Source organism: Zhongshania aquimaris, assembly GCF_019312595.1.
GTDB lineage: Bacteria > Pseudomonadota > Gammaproteobacteria > Pseudomonadales > Spongiibacteraceae > Spongiibacter > Spongiibacter aquimaris.
In genome coordinates, this window is record NZ_JAHWDQ010000002.1 from 117,018 (window position 1) to 134,898 (window position 17,881).

The 17,881-nt window shown below is 50.5% G+C and carries 20 protein-coding genes; 9 read left to right on the forward strand and 11 right to left on the reverse strand.

Annotation, left to right across the window (positions count from 1 at the left end; genetic code table 11):
* Positions 1-2 precede the first annotated feature (2 nt).
* Both KXJ70_RS09315 and murI read left to right on the forward strand, forming a co-directional pair.
* Positions 3-482: a peroxiredoxin gene (locus KXJ70_RS09315; RefSeq protein ID WP_219043235.1), complete on the forward strand. Its 480-nt coding sequence runs from the start codon at positions 3-5 to the stop codon at positions 480-482.
* Positions 483-490: 8 nt separating this feature from the next.
* The gene (murI, locus tag KXJ70_RS09320) at positions 491-1,291 is read left to right on the forward strand and encodes a glutamate racemase (protein WP_219043236.1); all 801 of its coding nucleotides are present in this window, start codon (positions 491-493) and stop codon (positions 1,289-1,291) included.
* Here murI and KXJ70_RS09325 read toward each other — a convergent pair.
* The 3 genes from KXJ70_RS09325 to KXJ70_RS09335 all read right to left on the reverse strand — a co-directional run bounded on the left by KXJ70_RS09325 (position 1,278) and on the right by KXJ70_RS09335 (position 3,620).
* Entirely contained in the window at positions 1,278-1,616 is a 339-nt protein-coding gene (locus KXJ70_RS09325; RefSeq protein WP_219043237.1) for a hypothetical protein, read from the reverse strand. The genes murI and KXJ70_RS09325 overlap by 14 nt on opposite strands.
* A gap of 98 nt (positions 1,617-1,714) precedes the next feature.
* Positions 1,715-2,728 (reverse strand): aromatic ring-hydroxylating oxygenase subunit alpha, encoded by a 1,014-nt coding sequence (locus KXJ70_RS09330; RefSeq protein ID WP_219043238.1) that lies wholly within the window; start codon positions 2,726-2,728, stop codon positions 1,715-1,717.
* 256 nt (positions 2,729-2,984) lie between these two features.
* Positions 2,985-3,620, reverse strand: a complete 636-nt coding sequence (locus KXJ70_RS09335; protein WP_219043239.1) for a hypothetical protein — start codon at positions 3,618-3,620, stop codon at positions 2,985-2,987.
* Between the two features lie 118 nt (positions 3,621-3,738).
* Between KXJ70_RS09335 and moaA the strand changes: the two genes are divergently transcribed.
* The 6 genes from moaA (at position 3,739) to KXJ70_RS09365 (ending at position 9,802) form a co-directional block, all read left to right on the forward strand.
* Entirely contained in the window at positions 3,739-4,740 is a 1,002-nt protein-coding gene (gene moaA / locus KXJ70_RS09340; protein ID WP_219043240.1) for a GTP 3',8-cyclase MoaA, read from the forward strand.
* A gap of 11 nt (positions 4,741-4,751) precedes the next feature.
* A complete protein-coding gene (locus KXJ70_RS09345; RefSeq protein WP_219043241.1) occupies positions 4,752-5,237 on the forward strand; it encodes a cupin domain-containing protein in 486 nt (161 codons plus the stop codon).
* A gap of 21 nt (positions 5,238-5,258) precedes the next feature.
* On the forward strand, positions 5,259-6,191 hold the full coding sequence (locus tag KXJ70_RS09350) for an AAA family ATPase (protein ID WP_219043242.1): 933 nt from the start codon (positions 5,259-5,261) through the stop codon (positions 6,189-6,191).
* Positions 6,192-6,196: 5 nt separating this feature from the next.
* The gene (locus tag KXJ70_RS19560; protein WP_219043243.1) at positions 6,197-7,579 is read left to right on the forward strand and encodes a VWA domain-containing protein; all 1,383 of its coding nucleotides are present in this window, start codon (positions 6,197-6,199) and stop codon (positions 7,577-7,579) included.
* 91 nt (positions 7,580-7,670) lie between these two features.
* Entirely contained in the window at positions 7,671-8,282 is a 612-nt protein-coding gene (locus tag KXJ70_RS09360; RefSeq protein WP_219043244.1) for a DUF502 domain-containing protein, read from the forward strand.
* Positions 8,283-8,341: 59 nt separating this feature from the next.
* Positions 8,342-9,802, forward strand: a complete 1,461-nt coding sequence (locus KXJ70_RS09365) for a TrkH family potassium uptake protein (protein ID WP_219043245.1) — start codon at positions 8,342-8,344, stop codon at positions 9,800-9,802.
* A 40-nt stretch (positions 9,803-9,842) separates the two neighbouring features.
* Here KXJ70_RS09365 and KXJ70_RS09370 read toward each other — a convergent pair whose 3' ends face one another.
* The 5 genes from KXJ70_RS09370 to KXJ70_RS09390 all read right to left on the reverse strand — a co-directional run bounded on the left by KXJ70_RS09370 (position 9,843) and on the right by KXJ70_RS09390 (position 12,829).
* Positions 9,843-10,712, reverse strand: a complete 870-nt coding sequence (locus KXJ70_RS09370) for a dienelactone hydrolase family protein (RefSeq protein WP_219043246.1) — start codon at positions 10,710-10,712, stop codon at positions 9,843-9,845.
* A gap of 195 nt (positions 10,713-10,907) precedes the next feature.
* Positions 10,908-11,363: a hypothetical protein gene (locus tag KXJ70_RS09375; protein ID WP_219043247.1), complete on the reverse strand. Its 456-nt coding sequence runs from the start codon at positions 11,361-11,363 to the stop codon at positions 10,908-10,910.
* 253 nt (positions 11,364-11,616) lie between these two features.
* Positions 11,617-12,276 (reverse strand): alpha/beta hydrolase, encoded by a 660-nt coding sequence (locus tag KXJ70_RS09380; RefSeq protein ID WP_219043248.1) that lies wholly within the window; start codon positions 12,274-12,276, stop codon positions 11,617-11,619.
* 53 nt (positions 12,277-12,329) lie between these two features.
* Entirely contained in the window at positions 12,330-12,674 is a 345-nt protein-coding gene (locus KXJ70_RS09385; RefSeq protein WP_219043249.1) for a DUF4112 domain-containing protein, read from the reverse strand.
* The gene (locus tag KXJ70_RS09390) at positions 12,671-12,829 is read right to left on the reverse strand and encodes a YqaE/Pmp3 family membrane protein (RefSeq protein WP_219043250.1); all 159 of its coding nucleotides are present in this window, start codon (positions 12,827-12,829) and stop codon (positions 12,671-12,673) included. Before KXJ70_RS09390 ends, KXJ70_RS09385 begins: the two co-directional genes overlap by 4 nt.
* A gap of 173 nt (positions 12,830-13,002) precedes the next feature.
* Between KXJ70_RS09390 and KXJ70_RS09395 the strand changes: the two genes are divergently transcribed.
* A complete protein-coding gene (locus tag KXJ70_RS09395) occupies positions 13,003-13,866 on the forward strand; it encodes an acyl-CoA thioesterase (RefSeq protein ID WP_219043251.1) in 864 nt (287 codons plus the stop codon).
* Between the two features lie 66 nt (positions 13,867-13,932).
* Here KXJ70_RS09395 and KXJ70_RS09400 read toward each other — a convergent pair whose 3' ends face one another.
* The 3 genes from KXJ70_RS09400 to KXJ70_RS09410 form a co-directional block, all read right to left on the reverse strand.
* Positions 13,933-16,923 (reverse strand): hypothetical protein, encoded by a 2,991-nt coding sequence (locus KXJ70_RS09400; protein ID WP_219043252.1) that lies wholly within the window; start codon positions 16,921-16,923, stop codon positions 13,933-13,935.
* 160 nt (positions 16,924-17,083) lie between these two features.
* Complete coding sequence (locus tag KXJ70_RS09405; protein WP_219043253.1) at positions 17,084-17,356, reverse strand: YidH family protein; 273 nt, start codon at positions 17,354-17,356, stop codon at positions 17,084-17,086.
* 147 nt (positions 17,357-17,503) lie between these two features.
* A complete protein-coding gene (locus KXJ70_RS09410; protein ID WP_219043254.1) occupies positions 17,504-17,740 on the reverse strand; it encodes a hypothetical protein in 237 nt (78 codons plus the stop codon).
* Positions 17,741-17,881 lie beyond the last annotated feature (141 nt).

The following is a 17,881-nucleotide window of genomic DNA, read 5'->3' on the forward strand; positions in this document are numbered from 1 at the left end:
TTATGAGTATTCAAACCGGCGACAAAATTCCCGCAGTTACACTCAAAGTGATGGGTGAAAAAGGCCCACAAGACATTAGCACCGAAGAAATTTTCTCAGGAAAGAAAGTAGTACTTTTTGCTGTACCTGGCGCGTTCACACCGGGTTGCACACTAACTCACTTGCCAGGCTACGTGGTAAACGCCGACAAAATGAAAGCCAAGGGTGTTGATACCATTGCCTGTATTTCCGTCAACGACGCCTTCGTGATGGACGCTTGGGGCAAGAGCCAGAATGCAGAAGAATTGTTAATGCTTGCCGACGGTAACTGCGAATTTACCGAAGCCCTAGGTTTGGTAATGGACGGCTCAGGCTTTGGTCTTGGTCAGCGTTCACGTCGCTACGCGATGATTGTCGACAACGGTACCGTGAGCCATTTAGCACTAGAGCCCACCGGTGCGGTGGATGTTAGCGCGGCAGAAAAAATACTCGCTCTGCTGTGAGTCCCGCTGTGCACGCACCACGCGTGCTCGTATTTGATTCCGGCGTCGGCTCACTGAGTATCGGCGCCGCGATTCATCGCCTTATTCCCCAAGCAAACCTGCTCTACGCCATGGACCATGGCGGCTTTCCCTATGGCGAGTGGCAGGAAAATGCACTAGTACTGCATATTTGTCAGGCAGTATCCGCGCTATTGCAAAAGCACCATGCCGACATCCTTGTCATGGCTTGTAACTCTGCCAGCACAGCGGTATTACCCGCCTTGCGCGGTATTCTCAACATACCCGTGGTTGGCGTGGTACCGGCAATTAAGCCAGCAGCGCAGCGCAGTCGCAGCGGCGTCATCGGCCTACTCGCCACCCCCGGCACCGTTGCCCGCGCCTACACCGCTCAGCTCATTAAAGATTTTGCCTCGCACTGCTGTGTCATTGCGGTGGGCAGCCGCAGCTTAGCACCCGCAATTGAATCGCAGTTTTGGAACGACAGCTCAGTTGACGAGGTACTGCAGCAAATTAAAGCAGAGCTCTGCAAACACCCTCGCGGCGCAGAAATGGACACGGTGGTACTTGCCTGCACGCATTTCCCATTAATTCAAAAGCCACTCGCCGAACTAATGCCGGGCATAGAATGGATAGACTCTGGTGACGCCATCGCTCGTCGAGTGCAACATCTTATAGGGGAGCTTAATTTGCCACTGAGCCAAGTTGACCATGAAGGGAATCGAGAAGTCATTATTTTAGGGGAAAAGCGAGCGACGCCGACCTTAACGCGTCAACTTGAATCACTTGGTCTTAAACTTATCGACTATTAAATTGGCGAACACTTTCTTCGTATTCTGCTAGGACCATAGCAATATTTTCTAATCCCACATTATAACTATTGATGCGTTTGCGCTTATGCTCTTCGCTGTCTCGCCCAGTGCCAATCGCCGTTTTGTCGATGGTGTCTAAACACTTTATATACCGCAGACTATTGTCGAAATAGCGCTCTACTCTGCGCTTGGCAAACTCCATGCCTTCGGCATCGGCGATTGCGCCATCGGGGAACTGCTGCGGTGGTAAAGGAAGGACACAAGACGCGTGAGCGAAGGACCCACACAGGGTAAAAAATAAAAAGCTGGGAATTAAAAAACGCATTGCACTTTCCGGCAGTTTTACTAATTGCCAAAGTATACAGAAAATCCGGCTAGACGCAGCCCAACCGGATCACAACAACACAAAAATGCGAGAAAATGCTATAAAGCGCGCGGATCAAACCCTTCCGCATAGAATTGGCTATACCATTTACGGAATTTCGCAATCGGGCCATCACCGTCACACAGAATCGGCAGCGGCCGATAAATTTTGTGTTCCCAAATTGGCTTATCTTCTTCAAGCTGGCCAACGATATTGGCGATGATCGCCGCGTTAACACCGCCCTTCTTCACTTCGCCATTTATCTTGGGTTGAATAAACGCAAAGCGCACCTGCACTTTGTGTTCATCAATTGGCGTTGTCAGACCCAATAGGAATGTATCGGCAATCCCTTCGAACTTGGTAAAACCCTGACCTGGACCTGCGCTGCCAGTGCGAATAGATCCCTTCACCTCACCGCGCGGTGTTGGCATATTTGCGACCTGCAAACCGCGAACAAAGTAGCCGTCGTAAGTGGTCTCCCACTCAGGAAACGACGCCGTACCGTGCACATATTTAAAGTGCGCAGGGTCAGCCGCGTTCTCCGCCATTTCTTGCGGATGAGTGTGGATAATCCACTCATAGCGATCCTGCGGCGACCAATCGTCACTATTGGCCTCGTCATGGCTGATAACTTCCCACAGCGGCGCAACGCCGTCTGGGTGGTACCAGGCCCAAATTACCTGATTTGTTTCGCGGATCGGAAAGCTTTTCAAACACTTTTTACCTGCCACTTTTGGCGGCATATTCTTCGCGTAAGGCACCTCTACGCATTCACCCTCGGGGCTAAACTTCCAAGAGTGAAACGGGCAAACAATATTATTGCCTTCAATTCGGCCACCGCCAGTACCTGAGCGCTCGTGAATACCGTGGCCCAAATGCGCGCCCAAATGAGGACAGTAGGCTTCCATCAATACCGCCTTACCGGCCTCGGTGCGAAACAACACCAATTCCTGCCCAAAATAATGTACCGCGCGGGATTGGCTTGGCGCTAGCTCATCGGAATACGACACCGCAAACCAGCCAAACGGCATAGGCATGGGGTAGCGTTTCATTGCGTTGGTATCGGTCGTCATTTTCTTATCCTCGGCTGAGATGGTCTATCGCGGTGCTATGCGATCAGACCTCAGTAGGGTGTTCAGTTGGCTTCAAAAACACAAGCTCTCAATTGCCCACCACTTTACTCTTTGAACGCTGAGAGACAATGACAAAATGAGACATGAAACTGGCAAAAAACGCCAAGGAATGGATTCTTATAGCGCGCGGCAAGCACCTAGTACTCCTTCAACATGATATTGATGGAGTACTAGGTGCTTGCCGCAAAAGCCCTAATTACTTCCAGTTTTTATAGCGCTCCATCATGACATCGGCGCCCATGCGGATAAGCGACTCATTGGCCGAGCCCGGTTGCACACCGGTGCGCAAAATGGCCTGCTGCACAGCAACTTCCTTAGCAACTTCTTCCATGGTCGGCGCATCTACTTCGTCGCCGTCCTCAGTTTCTGTTTCTCCGCCCGCCGCCGCGCGAATAATTGCTTCGCGCTCTGAACCAGGCTCAGCACCACTGCGACGCACCACCTCTTCAACAGCCAAGTCCTCCGCTGCCTGCTTGCTACTAATACGCTTACCTTGGGCGTCGTATATGCCGCTATAGGGCTCGTAAGCCGTTTCTGGCGGCACACCTGCGCCGATACGTATCATGGCTGCTTCCGTTGAGTCTGGCGCTACCCCCGCTTTTTTTACCGCCGCCTCAGCCGCCCGCGCCTTGCCAACCTGCATTGCGGTAACCGGCTGGCCACGGCGATCGTAAATACCGCCGGCTTGCGCGCTTGACTCGGCTTCAGCTTGGGTTTGAGTCTTTGCCGCCGCTTGACTGGGACCGCTTGATTTAGCGGGCGCACTTTCCGCACCGTAGGCAGGCGCTGCCAAACACACAGAAACTAAAGCTAAGGTATTGAAAAATCTCATATATCGCCCCTGAATATAATGTAAAAACAATCTTGTTTTTGTATTTTCTACGCTGATCGAGAGCCCTTAGAGCAGCTAGCACTGCAGCGTGTATTCAACACATGCTAATATCAGCGCTATGACAAAAGTTGAAGCTCCACTACAAGATCGCTTCGGACGCGGAGTTAACTACCTGCGCTTATCGGTCACCGATCGCTGTGATTTCCGCTGCGTGTATTGCATGTCGGAAGATATGACCTTTTTGCCCCGCGCGCAAATTCTCACATTGGAACAGTTGTACGACATTGCGAGCAGTTTTGTTCAGTTAGGTGTCAAAAAAATTCGGCTAACCGGTGGCGAGCCACTCGTTCGCAACAATGTCATGTCGCTAATAGAACGGCTGGGGCAGCTAGAAAACCTTGAGCAACTTCACCTCACCACCAACGGCGCTCAGCTCGACAAATTCGCCAAACCGCTGAAGGCCGCTGGACTCACGGGTATCAACATCAGCCTAGACAGCCTGCAAGCCGGTCGCTTTAAAGAGTTAACGCGCTTTGGCGAGCTGCAAAAAGTATTGAACGGCGTCGACGCAGCGCGGGACGCGGGATTTAACCGCATAAAATTAAACGCCGTTATTCTCAAGGGGCGTAACGACGACGAAATTCTAGGCCTAGTCGACTACGCCCGCGACAAGCACATCGACATCAGCTTTATAGAAGAGATGCCGCTGGGGAATATCAGCGAGCACGACCGCGCGCTTAGTTTTATCAGCAGCGAGCAAATTCGCACGCAAATCCAAGAGCGCTACGCCCTAACCCCGACCACAGAAAACACCGGCGGCCCATCGCGCTACTACCGCATGGCCGATAGCCAATCTCGGATTGGATTTATCTCGCCCCACAGTCACAACTTCTGCCATCTTTGCAATCGAGTTCGACTCACCGTCGAGGGACGCCTACTGCTGTGCCTTGGCAATGAGCACTCCGTTAGCTTAAAGGAAATCGTAGACCGCTACCCCGGCGACCACGACAGACTGCGCGACGCGATAATTAAGGCCATGGATTTAAAACCAGAGCGCCATCATTTTTCACTGGATGACGAGCCCCAAATTGTTCGTTTTATGAATACCACCGGCGGCTAATTTAGCAATTTATGGCGACAGTAGATCTTACAAGCAAGGACATCATCGCCCAACTCAATTTAGTGCCGCATCTTGAGGGTGGCTTCTACAGCCGGACGTTCACCTCAGCGCACACGGTCAAAGATCGCGCAGCGATGTCGGCCATTTACTACCTGCTCAGCAAAGACAGCTCGGTCGGTCACTTGCATAAAAATCGCTCCGACATTCTCCACTTTTGGCAGCACGGCAGCGCCATTGACTACACCTTGCTTGCACCCGATGGCGGTGTCACTAATATCGTCATGGGGCCAGATTTAGTCGCTGGTCAGCAGCTGCAGATGTTGGTACCCGGTGGCTATTGGAAGGCATCAGAACTGCGGCAGGGTGAATATGGTTTGATATCTGAGGCTGTATGCCCAGGCTTTGATTTTAATGATCACGAACTGGCCGACGCCAGCCAAATCCAGCGCGCTTACCCACAATATTGGGCGGCGCTGAAACACCTCATTGCTCGTTAAGCCCTGAACCGGATCCACCTTATGACAGACGCCCGCAAGGACATAGAACAGCTTATCGCCAAGCTCGCCGAGCAGGGCTATATCGCCAGCTCCGCCATCGCGACCACACTTTATATTGCCCAACAACTAGAGCGTCCGATACTTATTGAAGGTCCACCGGGTGTGGGTAAAACCGAACTCGCCAACGCCACCGCCGCGATGCTAGCGAAACCGCTGTTCAGATTGCAATGCTACGAAGGCCTGGACGAAAGCAAAGCACTTTACGACTGGAAATACAGTAAGCAGCTTTTGTACGTGCAGGTTTTAAAAGAACAGCTACACGATATTCTCGATGGCACCGATGGCTTGGCGAATGCCGTCGAGCGCCTCCATAATTTTGACGATATTTTTTACTCTGAACGCTTTTTAGAACCGCGACCGCTACTCAAAGCTCTACAAAGTGACGACGGTGCGGTATTGCTCATCGACGAAATCGACAAAGCAGATTACGAATTCGAGTCGCTGCTCTTAGAAATTCTGGCCGACTTTAGCGTCACCCTGCCAGAAATTGGCACCCTGCGGGCGCGCCATAAACCCTTGGTGATACTCACCAGCAACAACACCCGCGACCTCAGCGATGCGCTTAAACGTCGCTGTCTACATTTGTACATCCCCTTCCCCGAAGCAAAACTGGAAAGCCGGATTGTACACAGCCGAGTACCCGCCGTACCTGACGAGCTGCGCCGCCAGCTGGTCAACTTCGTACACGGCGTTCGCGAGCTAGACTTAAAGAAGCAACCAGCCATCAGCGAAACCATCGATTGGGCGCGCAGCCTGTTGCTCTTGCACTGCGACAGTTTGTCGAGAGAATTGGTCGAAGACACCCTCAACGTGCTGCTCAAGTACGAAGAAGACATCAATATGGTCAGCCCCGAACTTCACGGTTTGATCAAACGTGCCACTAGTAATTTATAAGCGCCGTGGACGAAACTCTCCTGCAATTCATTCGCCACCTTCGCAACAATGGCTTGGCGATTTCAACCGCGGAAACGCTGGACGCCATGCGCGTAGTGGCGACCCTCGGCTATAGCGATCCGGGTTTACTGCGCGACGGCTTGGCGAGCTGCCTTGCTAAAACCGTCGACGACCACAGTCACTTCGCCGTATGTTTTGAGCGGTTTTTCCGCGCCCCCATCGGCGAAAATATCACTGACAACAATACAAAAGACGAGGCGGAAAACACCGACCTCGACGACACCAAAAATCCAAATGAAGGCGACGGTGCAGGTGGCGGCGAAGGCGCCGGCAATGGCCAAGGCAGCGGCGGCTCGGGAAGCATTGGCCAGCGCGACAACACGCTTAGTGAAGTGATTCGCGCCGCCGCAGAAGTCGGCTTAGAAAATATTAAGTTCCGCACTCAGCGCGGAGTTTATCGGCGCAAAATTTTAAATGCGCTAAACGACGAACAAAAAGTATCTAACATCCAACAGCTGCAAGACGCTGGCGAAATAGAGCAGGCCCTCATACTCCGCCAATTGCGCGACCGCCAAATTGCCGCGGTAAAGGATGTCATCGACCGCCAGCTATTATTAAACAACGACGCGGCAGGCAAACAGCTTCGCGATGACACCATAAAAGACACATCGCTGTCTGCCATGGAGCATTACCACCGCGAACGATTGCCACCACTGATCCGCAAGCTCGCCAAAAAACTTGCCTCTCGCCACCGGCAACGCCATAAACGAGCCCGACGCGGCAAACTCGATCTTGGCAAAACCCTGCGTCGCAATATTGCCTACGGCGGCATTCCCTTCCACCGATTCTGGAAAACCACCCGCAAAGACAAAAGCGATATTTTTGTGCTGTGCGACATAAGCGGTTCCGTCAGCGCCTGGTCGCGGGTGCTATTGCTCTTTGTGCAAGCACTTAGTGATGTGCTGCCCAATACCCGCAGCTTTGTGTTTTGTGGCCAAAGCATTGAAGTCAGCGATTTGTTTAAACAGTACCCCGCTGACGAAGCCATGGCCATCATTCAACAACGACATGGCTTAGGCGGCAGTGATTACGGCTTAGCGCTCAATAGTTTTTGGAATCAAATTGAAGACAAGCTCAATCGCCGAAGCTGTGTGATTATTCTTGGCGACGGTCGCGGCAACGGCGGCGACACGGGAATAGATGCCCTGCGCAATATTTATCACCGCGCCAGACTGGTGTTGTGGTTTAACCCAGAGTCACACTACAGCTGGAACACCGGCGATTCGGAAATCCGTCGCTATCAAAGTGCCAGTCACTACGTTGCTGAATGTGGGTCGCTGCGCAAACTAGAGCGACTTCTGGACCAATTACTGAGCTTACTGCAATAAGGCATATACTCACTATACCGTGTGCAAATGCGGTATCCTTGTCACACAAAATCGCTACAGTCACGGCAATCCTAAGCTAGCTCGGGCCATCATGAATAAATTAAAACACTTTATTAGCCAGTCATTTATCGGTGGTGTATTAGTTATCGCACCCGTGATCATTCTATTGCTGGGGCTGCGCTGGTTAGTGAATAGCGTGCAAACTTTAATTGCCCCCATGACAGCACCGCTTGTTCGCCTTACCGGCGCGCCGCCGCTGTTGATCGACGCGCTGGTGATCGCCCTCATTTTGCTAAGTTGTTTTATCGTCGGCACCATCGTTGCCACCAGTGCCGGACGCTGGATTCAAAATTTTGTCGATGCTCATCTAGCGCGCTTTGCCCCCGGCTATCGCCTTATTCGCGACATCATTCAGCAAATGTTTGGCGCCAATAGCAATTCGCCGTTCACCAAAGGTGAGGCGGCCGTTGTGCAGCTGTACGGCGTAGATAGCCCCGCACGCGCCACCGCGATTATCACCAGCCGCCACAGCAATGGTTGGTACACCGTATTTGTGCCCACCGGCCCAAACCCAACGTCTGGTTTTGTCTACCATCTTCCTCCAGAATGCGTAGAGCCTCGACCCGATATCAAACTCGACGCCGCGTTTAAATCGATTATTTCCTGTGGTGCCGGTTCTGCGGAACTTGGCGTTATCAAATAATCGGCTAGCTAGGCCTACGCGAGTACGCCAGCACCAAAGGCCAACACAGCGATCACACAATGACCCAGTCCACACTCATCAAACCAGTCCTCAAAGTCTGCAGCCTTATACTGCTGGTCTTTGGGCTGATGATGACTGTACCTCTGCTCATGGCCATCATTTACCACACGGGCAACACCGCCGCTTTTAGCAACGCCATCGCACTGACCGTGGGTCTCGCTGCTGCCGGTTGGATTTTATCGCGCTCACATCGCATCAATATGCTCACCCCTCGGCAAATGTTTTTAATCACCACTAGCTCCTGGCTGCTCATTTCATTGACCGGAGCCCTGCCGTTTTTACTCATACCCGGACTCTGCGGATTGACCGACGCCGTGTTTGAGTCGGTATCTGGCCTCACCACCACCGGCTCTACCGTGCTGACTGGGCTAGACACCATGCCACACGATATTTTGGTATGGCGTTCAATCCTGCAGTGGGTTGGCGGTCTCGGGGTTATCGGCATGGCCGTCGCGATTCTGCCCTTCCTGAAAGTAGGTGGTATGCGCCTATTCCAAACGGAGTCTTCCGACTGGTCAGACAAAGCCATACCGCGCTCACGCACCATGGTCACCATGATTATTTACGTGTACATCATCCTCACGTTTCTGTGCACGCTCGCCTATATGTTCACCGGCATGGATAGCTTTCACGCCGTCAATCACGCCATGACTACCATCTCTACCGGCGGCTACTCAACCTCAGACAGCTCCTTTGCCCAATTCGCCGACCTTGGCAGTCACTGGGTCGCTATTATCTTTATGATCCTCGGCGCACTGCCCTTTGCTATTTACGTTCACTTTTTAATTAAGCGCAGCTGGCGCATATTTAACGACCAACAAATTCGCGGTTTTTTGCTCACAATTCTTGTTATTAGTGTGATCATTACCCTCCATCTCATGTCAGAAACCGGCATCGACCTTTTGCACGCCGTTACCTACAGCACATTTAATTTGGTCTCAGTCATCACCACCACCGGCTATGCCAGCGGTGACTATTCGCAGTGGGGCGAGCTGGCGGTGGCGGCCTTTTTCTTCGCGATGTTTATTGGCGGATGTTCAGGTTCAACCAGTGGCGGCATTAAAATTTTCCGCTTCCAATTATTATTTATGATGCTGCAAGAAAGCATCGTGCGCGCCGTTCACCCCCGCGCCATGATCCGGCGGTACTACAATGGCCGACGCGTAGACGACAGTATCGTGTTATCTGCCGTTACGTTTGTCTTCATCATGCTGGCATCCCTGGTGGTTATCACCTTGCTCCTAGCGTTTAGCGGCTTAGACCTTATGACCAGCCTCACCGGCGCCGCGACGGCTTTAATGAACGTCGGTCCCGGCCTTGGCGACACCATCGGTCCCGCAGGCAATTTCTCTAGCTTGCCCGATAGCAGCAAATGGATTCTCAGTATGGGAATGTTACTTGGCAGGCTAGAGTTTATGACGATTATCTTGGTGCTAACACCAACGTACTGGAAAAGTTAACGCGCCGTATCTAAGGCGCGCTCAGGTGTATTCGCAATACTCAATTACTGCTAGCGTGCACTAACAGAAGCTGTTTTTTAAACAAGGCCAAGACTTGCTGAAAAGCCTGATAGGTAGGATGATCTTCCTCGTCCACGTAATCGCGGGTTAACACAGAGTGCGCGCTAGCTTTAATATTATGTAAATTCCCCTTAGATGAATCGATACTTATTCCAACAAACTTGTCGCCAAAATTTTCTGTTAAATATCTAAAGCGATTTTCAGGCACCATTTTATCGCCGCTAAATCTAAGCCCCATTAGACATATATCATCCCGCTCCATTCGGGCCTTAATCTTAGGAATATCGCTGGGATTCACATCAATATCATGACGCAGTTTTTTACTTAACATAAACGGCATAGACGGCTGAGATAAAACCGGCGCAATCACAGACTCATCGGCCATCATTGCCAAAGCAAAACCACCGCTAAAGCACATACCAATAGCCCCCACCCCCGGCCCGCCACAACTACGGTGCGCGTCCCGAGCTAAGGCTCTGAGCCAGTTGGCAATCGGCGCCTCTTCCCGAAACGCAAAGCGGTTAAACTCCTTAGAGACACAGAGCGTAGACATCGACTTAAGCAAATTCTTTGTCGAATAGCTCATCCCAGGCGAACCTATCAAAGAGGGTAAATAGGTCGTAAACCCCTCCTTATTCAAACGCCGAGCAAAATTCCACACCTCGTCATAAATTCCAGGTATTTCGTGAATGACTATAATCGCAGGGCCTTCACCCGATTTATAAACCGGCCGCGTCACGTCGTTAAAAGTAAAACTGCCCGGCTCAAAATCGGGATAATCTTCAACGATAGGGGCCGATTTACTGCGACCGGGCTTCCAGCTGGGCGTATCTAGTGTGCTATTAGACATTATTCTTCACCTATGTGATCTACTTGACGCTACGCTCATACGAAACCGAAACATACCTTGCACTCTTCGTTAACGATCGTCTTCAAATAAAGCTGGGGGTTTGGACGTACTCCATATATTGATCGACTTTGGCCTTTTAAAGTCTAATATGACCGCCTAGGCAATAAGACTATTCCACGAGACTTGATCGCATTGTTAACCACTATTCTTGGGCAAAACTCTGTTGCTAATAATACGTTTTAACTCCGCATCATATTTCTCTCCATCTAGCTTCTCAACCCAGCTACTCCAACTCAAAGTTTCATATTTTTGGTATATTTTTAATATATCGCCTGCCACAACAGTGATCTCGATCACTTTCTCATTTACATGCATCGAAACCGTTCCACCTCCGGTAGTAAGCTTATAAGCTATCGTATGCCGCCCAGGAGTTAGCTCTGCGAAACATGTGCTATTTCCCACCAAACTAGTTAATAGTGGCAGTTTAACTTCTACTCCATTTATCTTTGTAATGGAAACGTATTCATCGCAACTAACGAAGGCAAGCTGCTCTATCGGAAGTGGCGATCCATCATACGATCTGTAGTTGGCTACACTACAGCCAGAAAGGAGCACTACAAAAATCAGAAATATAAAACTTTTTTTGATCATAATTATCTCTACAACTCTCAGTGTTTTTTAAGATCAGAGTGAGAAGCGCGAACTTACAAGCGTCCTAATTGACACATTTTTTAACGTATACAATTCACCTAAGTTACAAAAACTATTGATTTCCAACTTATATACAAATGTAAAATCTACTTGCTCTCTATAATTCAAGCCCGCGTAAATACGACAACCGGAATGCTCTGGTCATCCTACAGCGGATTGAAGCTTTTTCTAGCGGGTCGAACATTATTAACTTTTAACCTAACCCCAACCATTCTCTAAGACTATTCCCGATGTCAGTAATCTCTTCTGCGCAGACTTCGTGCTGCATTTGATAGCTGCGATATTTAGGTTTGAAGCCCATGCTTTTCAGAATTTGATTGGCGGTGTGGCCCATGCTCTCTTGCACCATTAGGTCTTGGCTGCCGTGGAATATATGAATCGGCAGGGCTTTGTTTGCCTCATTGAGTTTTACTTCTTTCGCGGTGGCGAAATAAGTCGACATAGTGAGTAAGCCCGCCAGTGGCTTTGAGTAGGATAGTGCGGCGTGATAAACCACGGCGCCGCCTTGGCTGAAACCGGCTAGCACAATACGGTCGCTGGGAATTCCTGCATCTAGCTCGCGCTGAATTAAGTCGCGCACAGCGGCGGCGGAGGATTCAATTTGCTCTAAATCTATCTCGCGCTCTATCGACATCGCAAGAATGTCATACCAGCCGGGCATAACCATGCCGCCGTTGATGGTAATGGGAATTTCCGGGGCGTGGGGGAAAACAAAACGAATGCCGTGATTATCTGGCAAACCGAGGTGGGGCACCACGGGCACAAAGTCATGGCCACTGGCACCGAGTCCGTGTAACCAAATAACGGCGGCGTCTGCTGTGCCTTTGGGTTCTACTATTTCACAATTAAGCAATGTGTGGCTCCTGCGTGTAATAATTTACGAGATTTTTAACGATATATAGAAATCTATTTCTTAAGCCAGGCCTCAAGAAGATCTGCATTGCGAATATTTTTCCGGAAGGCTACGTCGGCTATATCGCCAATAATTGGAATGCAACCAATTAGAAAATCGAGGCCAATATTGCCAAGCATTCTCAATTTTAAAAATCGCGGCGCTTTAAGTCGATGAGCCTGCCAAACGATAATTAAGCCGAGAAGCGCGCTCGCTAAATCGCCGGCGACAGGCAATAAGCCGAGTAAGGAATCTATCCCAAAACGCCACGGCGTATTGGGGATACCCCATGCGCCATCCAATAAGATGGCGAGTTTGCGACTGCGCTGCAGCCGCTGTTCTGCCTCTAGCGATATCATTTTTTAGCGATGATATAAACAGCGTGAATGATACCGGGAAAGTAGCCGCAGAGGGTTAGAATGATATTTATCCAAAAATGCTTACCTAAACCAACTTGTAGAAACACGCCCAATGGCGGTAATAAAATCGCAAAGATGATACGAATGATATCCATAGTATTCTTCTCGTTCCGTATGTGTGAGTTAGAAATGACATGCTAAAGGTAGCACATAATTATCAATTTCAACTCATCTGCGAACGCAGTATAGGCAGACGCGCCAGGTTGATCTGAACACTGTTGTTGAATATGCTCTACGCCCAAAATACATTGTAGCGAGCCCGATCTTGGTGAACATCTCGACAAGTACCCGTTATATTCCAAACGCCAGCGAAATGCTGCAATTCGATGAAATTGGTAAAGACCTTTTTCGCGCCCGTCACAACCTGGACAATATGGCCGGTGTTACCTTTGGTGGACAAGCGCTAGGGCAATCGCTCGCCGCCGCAACGCTCACGGTTGATGACTGGCAGTGCCACAGCCTTAGCGGGGTTTTTATGCGCGGCGGCATTATCGACGAGCCCATTGATTACCGTGTTGAGCGTCTCAGCGATAGCCGCAGTTTTGCGACTCGCCGTGTCACCGCCGAACAGCGCGGGAGGGTGATATTTGAGCTGCAGTGCTCATTCCATAAAGGTGAGGCGGGATTAAGCCACCAGTTTGCAGATTTAGGTAATCCCGCCGATCCAAAGTCGTTATTAAACCTTGAGCAGTTTGCCAAGCAAAATGCCCATCGCCTACCGGAGCACATCGTTGCGGTACTCAGCAAACCCTATATTTTTGAGCTTAGAATGCTGGAGCCGGAACACTATTTTGACAGCCCAGATACTTCGTTTCGTGACTACTGGATTCGCTTGCCGTCCGCCAAGGTGGTCAACGATGAACGCGACCACCATTCATTGCTAGTGCTTCTGTCGGACTACTGGATGCCCGGCACGATTGCGGTCTCCCACGGTCGAGACTCGGGCATTAACTTTTTGGCATCGCTGAATCACTCCATGTGGATTCACGCACCAGTCAAGGTCGATCAGTGGCTGTTGTACCGCACCGAAAGTCATTGGGCTGCAAATGGCAGGGGACTCGCTACCGGCAAAATACTTACCCAATCTGGCCAACTCATCGCCACTGTCACTCAAGAAGCAGTGTTGCGTTAATTTTTCCAAAAAAAAGCCCCAGCAATGCTAGGGCTAAATTGAACTACTGAGAGACCTTGTCAGCTACTATTGAGCTGGCTGCAGTTTGCGGCGGAAGGAACCCGACACACGTACTGTATTGTCGCCACCCGGCATAATTTGCTCGCCACCCACCACGACCGCGGTGGCCGTGTAAGTGCCGTTCACAAAGCCATCATCATCACTGACAATTTCAATCTGGCACGCCGCCCCTGGCGTCAATATCGTTTTTCTCAAAACGGTATCGTAGGTTGTAGTTTCATACTTCACGCCGACAGCATTAACAGTAACATTCACAATCCGATTATTGCTTGGGTTAATGCTGGCGCAATCGTATACGCCTACTTCGCGGGGGGCATTAAGCACGTCTACGCCGAATTTAATAATACGCTCACCGCGATCCATTGAAATACCATAGCTGGTATCAAAAGTTGAGATGCTGTCGAACTGATCCTCAAGGAATTTGAAGCGATCACCGGTCTGCCAATCCGGACTGCCATCATCAATTTGCAAAGTAACACCCACTTCTTCTGAGCCAAGCGCGCCCTCGTCATCTACGCCACCTTCTGGACGGTTTAGACGGATGGCGTAATTGCGAAATTTGCCCGTCACAGAAAGTGTGCGCAAATCTTCTTCAAGGCCGCCGTCGTTTGATTTCATAGTCGCACTGTACGTTGCATCGTAGAACTTTCCGCCGCGGCCAACCGTGGTAATGTCGCAGCTACCACCAGTGACCGATGTTGTGTAGACCGTCTCTAGCAGATATGTACCAACTTTTATCGATAGCGGCTTGCTACTGCAGTTGTAGGTCATATCGCCAACGTACTGCTCACCGGCTTTTAGGCTAATAATATCGGACGCATTGCCGGTAAAAGCCGGGGTGCCGTCATCTGGGCTGGCACCACCAAGCCCAACACGGTTGTCAAGCAGGAAGTATTGATTATCACCCAACTCGAACGTGCCGCCGTCGCCAATTTCGATTGAACCAAATTTATCTAATGGCAAATCGCCCGTTAACTCGCCAGCAGTGCCCACGTGGCGATAAATACGGAAAGGGGTATTTATCATTTCAAAGCTGGTACTTGCATCTCGATCCATTTTTGCGGACAAAATGACGGCCTGTAAGCCGCCAATATCACTGGCATAATCGAGTCGAATTTTACAGCTACTGGCGGCATAGTTGCCGCTACGATCTGAGCCCGTTTGCGAGCTCATAAACACCCCAATCGTCAAACCCTCTCCGCAATCCTGTTCACCAAGTACGGGGTCGGTAATGTTTACACTTAATCTAACCGGATAAATACCCTGGGTGGGCGCGGTATTAAAATTGCGAATATCAACAGTGAACTCTAGTCCGCGTAAACCAGCCGCGCGAGCAATCTCGCCAAAGCCAAGATTATACGATTCGGTACCTCCCACAATATTGATCGTGGCTCCGTTGCGGCCGTTTAGGGAATCGTAAACGGGATGACCGAGATCGCCACTCACACCGCCGCCTATGTCCCCACCGGTGTCACCGCCTCCGTCGCCACCGCCGCCAAATATAGTTTGCGTCGCATAGAAATAACCGTTAGTTACGGCCCGTAGCGCCGTGCCTGCTCCAGCAGCGAGCTGACCGGTATAATAACCTTCGTATATTGGCCCGGCTTGCACCACCTTAATACGACAGCTACCGTCACCAGAACCACCGCCGGAGCTAGGACCTGTAAGCAGTTGCAGCACAACTTCATCGCTAGAGTCGTCACAACTGTAAGTGCCGACTTCATTAGGAATAATTACTCGCCACTTATTCAGTGCCGAGGAATCGCGACCCTCGATATAAGCCTGATCAGCATCCGCTACGATGGTCACCGTGTCGGTATAAGTAAAGGTAACGCCATCGACGTCTCCAGTGAATCCATCACCGGTAAAGCGTCCCTGACCTTGGTTATTGACCATCGGATCGGTATCACCACCAGTATCCCCACCAGTGCCACCGGTACCGCCTCCCGTACCGCCTGTATCACCACCTGTACCACCGGTATCGCCACCCGTACCACCGGTATCGCCACCTGTACCACCGGTATCGCCACCCGTACCACCTGTACCACCGGTATCTCCGCCAGTACCACCGGTACCGCCACCTGTACCGCCAGTGTCGCCACCTGTACCGCCGGTATCACCGCCAGTGCCACCAGTATCTCCGCCTGTGCCACCTTCACCGTCATCAACATCGGCGCTGCTAGGGGCTTGATCAGCGGCGACTGCCTGCAAGGCTGCGTTGCCATAAATAGCAGCTTGGCGAACCAAAGCAGCGCTCATATCAGCCACAAAATCGCTGTACGGTACAGTGATCGACGAGCCGTCAACCAGACCATCTAGTGCGCTATCCGCGCCATCATTTGCCAAGGCCCGCAAAGTGTTTAGCGCGGGGCTTGCATCACTTGACGAGAGATCCGCCAAGGCAGCCAAAATTAATGCATGTCTTCCAGCGTCGGTATTGTCGAGGACATCCGCTGTTGCAGCGCTCACTAGCTCTGGAATCGCTAGTATGCTGTTTATACCAGGCGCGATAGCAGCACGCACCTGCTCATTGATGTCATTGACATCATCCGCAGTGAGCGGGCTAACGCCGCGCGCTTTTGCAATTTCGTAAGCCAAATTTGTTAAGGGCGTCACCGCGATATTTACGTCTGGCAACACCGCCATTGCGCGTATCCGCTCACCCGCTGGCAAGGCGGTAAACACTTGTAAGGACTCATCAAAATAGGTGGCCGTGCCACCACCAAGAATTTCGATAACAACCGCACCGGTGTAATTTACGTAGCTCACATCAACTACGCCGCTATTAGAACTAGTGCCTTCACCCAAAAGCGTCGTGCCATCAGCTTGGAAGATTTTTACCTGCGCGTTGCGAATCAAACCGAGGGACGGTGATACAGCGACTGAGGATGCCGCAGGCGTGACGCCTGTAGGTTCTGGTTTATTAGTGTTATTACACGCCGCTAACGACACGGCCACGGCAAGCAGCGGCAAATATCGACCTTTGATGCGAGACATACATTTCTCCCTAAAAATTTATTGCGCTTTAAGCTCTAAATCACAGTTAAAGCTGTAACGCTTTCGGGAGAATATTTGTTTATTAAAGAGTGCAGTACCCCGTGAACAAGGGGGTATAGTGTAAAAAAGCAGAGAAAACAGGGCTCGCAGAGTCGCCTAACTAGCCCTTGCTTGTGCGAGACTCATAGGTATTGAGCTGATTTCTTACGTGGATAAAACGATAAAGTCCAATCGCAAATACCGCGAGACCGGCAGCGATCAGAAACCAAGCGGCGGAGGTATAGGTGTGCAAACTCGAGAAAAATTGGAATAGCACCGCGGCGCCGGCTAACATCGCCAAGCTGGTGCGAATATAGGCTAGCAGTGTTCTTTCATTAGCTAAGCGCGTGCGCTCTAAGGCTAGATTATCCCGTGCATCAGAGTCATTTCTCATAGATTTGTGACCCTATTAAAATCTGAAAAGCGAATGGTTTACGGAGGGAGCTTACTATGAATGCCGAATTTAATGGAGTGTGATTTGAATCTTTACCGTAAAGCGCTGCGGAAAGTCTTCCGCAGCGCCACAAGGAACGTATAGCTACTATTTCTTATTGCCGTTGTTACCGTCGGCACTATCCGTGTCGACACTTACCGCTGTGCTATCGCCATCACTATCACTTTTAAATGAAAACGAGCCTTCGCCAGTATCGAGGCTAACGGCCGTTGATCCCTGCTTTTCAGCTGGTGCTGCTGGCGCCGCGGCTTTATCATCTGAGCATGCAATTAGAAACAAAGCAGCAAATGCCAAGGTACTTACGGTCAGAATATTTTTAATCATGTTTCATAGCCTATTCAGAAAATTGACACTGCTTGGACTCTCACCGGCAATGACAGTTCCCATGGTATTAATTACTATAAGTAGTGGCTTAAATTAGATGACTATTTATAAATTACTGAAAACAAGCACTGCTTTTGAACA

Excerpts from the sequence above, each read along its gene's own strand:
- KXJ70_RS09315 (WP_219043235.1), top strand. The coding sequence starts at position 3 with ATGAGTATTCAAACCGGCGACAAAATTCCCGCAGTTACACTCAAAGTG.
- KXJ70_RS09325 (WP_219043237.1), bottom strand. The coding sequence starts at position 1,616 with ATGCGTTTTTTAATTCCCAGCTTTTTATTTTTTACCCTGTGTGGGTCC.
- KXJ70_RS09330 (WP_219043238.1), bottom strand. The coding sequence starts at position 2,728 with ATGACGACCGATACCAACGCAATGAAACGCTACCCCATGCCTATGCCG.
- KXJ70_RS09335 (WP_219043239.1), bottom strand. The coding sequence starts at position 3,620 with ATGAGATTTTTCAATACCTTAGCTTTAGTTTCTGTGTGTTTGGCAGCG.
- moaA (WP_219043240.1), top strand. The coding sequence starts at position 3,739 with ATGACAAAAGTTGAAGCTCCACTACAAGATCGCTTCGGACGCGGAGTT.
- KXJ70_RS09345 (WP_219043241.1), top strand. The coding sequence starts at position 4,752 with ATGGCGACAGTAGATCTTACAAGCAAGGACATCATCGCCCAACTCAAT.
- KXJ70_RS09350 (WP_219043242.1), top strand. The coding sequence starts at position 5,259 with ATGACAGACGCCCGCAAGGACATAGAACAGCTTATCGCCAAGCTCGCC.
- KXJ70_RS09360 (WP_219043244.1), top strand. The coding sequence starts at position 7,671 with ATGAATAAATTAAAACACTTTATTAGCCAGTCATTTATCGGTGGTGTA.
- KXJ70_RS09365 (WP_219043245.1), top strand. The coding sequence starts at position 8,342 with ATGACCCAGTCCACACTCATCAAACCAGTCCTCAAAGTCTGCAGCCTT.
- KXJ70_RS09370 (WP_219043246.1), bottom strand. The coding sequence starts at position 10,712 with ATGTCTAATAGCACACTAGATACGCCCAGCTGGAAGCCCGGTCGCAGT.
- KXJ70_RS09375 (WP_219043247.1), bottom strand. The coding sequence starts at position 11,363 with ATGATCAAAAAAAGTTTTATATTTCTGATTTTTGTAGTGCTCCTTTCT.
- KXJ70_RS09385 (WP_219043249.1), bottom strand. The coding sequence starts at position 12,674 with ATGATATCGCTAGAGGCAGAACAGCGGCTGCAGCGCAGTCGCAAACTC.
- KXJ70_RS09390 (WP_219043250.1), bottom strand. The coding sequence starts at position 12,829 with ATGGATATCATTCGTATCATCTTTGCGATTTTATTACCGCCATTGGGC.
- KXJ70_RS09400 (WP_219043252.1), bottom strand. The coding sequence starts at position 16,923 with ATGTCTCGCATCAAAGGTCGATATTTGCCGCTGCTTGCCGTGGCCGTG.
- KXJ70_RS09405 (WP_219043253.1), bottom strand. The coding sequence starts at position 17,356 with ATGAGAAATGACTCTGATGCACGGGATAATCTAGCCTTAGAGCGCACG.
- KXJ70_RS09410 (WP_219043254.1), bottom strand. The coding sequence starts at position 17,740 with ATGATTAAAAATATTCTGACCGTAAGTACCTTGGCATTTGCTGCTTTG.